At 66.8% G+C, this 1,490-nt stretch carries 1 protein-coding gene; it reads left to right on the top strand.

Features of this window, described 5'->3' with window-relative positions:
* Positions 1 to 42 precede the first annotated feature (42 nt).
* A partial coding sequence (locus FV223_RS27395) for a response regulator (RefSeq protein ID WP_348644832.1) occupies positions 43 to 1,490 on the top strand: 1,448 nt, incomplete at its 3' end.

Here is a 1,490-nt window from a genome sequence, read left to right as displayed (position 1 = left end):
GCCGAGGAGCACAGCCGGGCGAAGAGCCGGTTCCTGGCAAACATGAGCCACGAGTTGCGCACGCCGCTATCCGCGGTGATCGGCTATTCGGAGATGCTGGAGGAGGAGGCGGAGGAACTCGGCCAGGACAGCCTCCTAAAGGATCTCGGCAAGATCAAGTCGAACGCCCAGCACCTGCTCGGGCTGATCAACGACGTGCTCGACCTGTCCAAGGTCGAGGCCGAGAAGATGGAACTCTATCCCGAGGACATCGACGTCACCGCCTTCGTCACGGACGCCGCCGGTACGGTGGAGGCGCTGGTCGCCAAGAAGGGCAACGTCCTCGGCTTGGACGTGGCCGATGACGTAGGCCGGGCGCGCACGGACGCGACCAAGCTGCGCCAGTGCGTGTTCAACCTGCTTTCGAACGCGGCCAAGTTTACCGAGGGCGGCACCATCACGTTGAGTGCCGCCCGCGAGGTCGACGTGGATGGCGACTGGCTCCGGTTCACGGTGCGGGATACCGGCATCGGTATGAGCCCGGAGCAGGTTGGGCGCCTGTTCGAGCGGTTCACTCAGGCCGACGAGAGCACCACACGCAACTATGGCGGCACCGGCCTCGGACTGGCTCTAAGCCGCGCCTTTGCCCAGCTTCTCGGTGGCGACATCACCGTCGACAGCGTCGAGGGTCAAGGAACGAGCTTCACCCTGCGCGTCCCGGCCGTGGCGCCAGAGCGGGCCGTAGCGGCGGCACCGGCGGCACCGGCGGTTCCCGAGAACCAGATGACGGTAGGCGACCTCGTGCTGGTCATCGACGACGAGGCGTCCCAACGCGAACTGATGACCCGGTTCCTCGAACGCCAACGCTTCGCTGTCCGCACTGCGGGGGACGGGCGCACCGGGCTCGACCTCGCCAAGTCGCTCAAGCCACGTGCGATCCTACTCGACGTGATGATGCCCGAGATGGACGGCTGGTCGGTGCTAGCCGCCCTGAAGGCAGACCCGGAGACTGCAGGCATCCCCGTGGTCATGGTCAGCTTCGTTGCCGACGCGGCGCTGAGCGCCTCGCTCGGAGCCATCGAGGCGGTACCGAAGCCGGTGGACTGGGCGCGCCTCCGGACGATCCTTGACCAGTTCCGGGCGGCGGACGGCGACGTGCTCGTGGTCGACGACGATGCCGATATGCGCCACCGGCTCCGGACGGTGCTTGAGCGCAACGGCTGGAGCGTCCGCGAGGCTGGGAACGGCTGCGAGGCGCTCGACCAGGTCCGGCACGGCGTGCCACGCCTCGTGCTGCTCGACCTGACCATGCCAGTGATGGACGGGTTCTCGTTCCTCGACCGGCTCCGGGATTTGCCCGGCTGTACCGAGGTGCCGGTAGTAGTGTTAAGCGCTCGCGACGTCACCGCAGCCGAGCGTGACCGTCTGTCCGGGGCAGATCAGGTGCTGCGCAAGGGCGACACCAGCCTGCAGGACATTGCTACCGAGCTGCGCAAAATCGATAACCGCCA

It is taken from the genome of Methylobacterium sp. WL116 (assembly GCF_008039455.1).
GTDB lineage: Bacteria > Pseudomonadota > Alphaproteobacteria > Rhizobiales > Beijerinckiaceae > Methylobacterium.
This window is presented reverse-complemented; position numbering and strand designations above follow the sequence as displayed.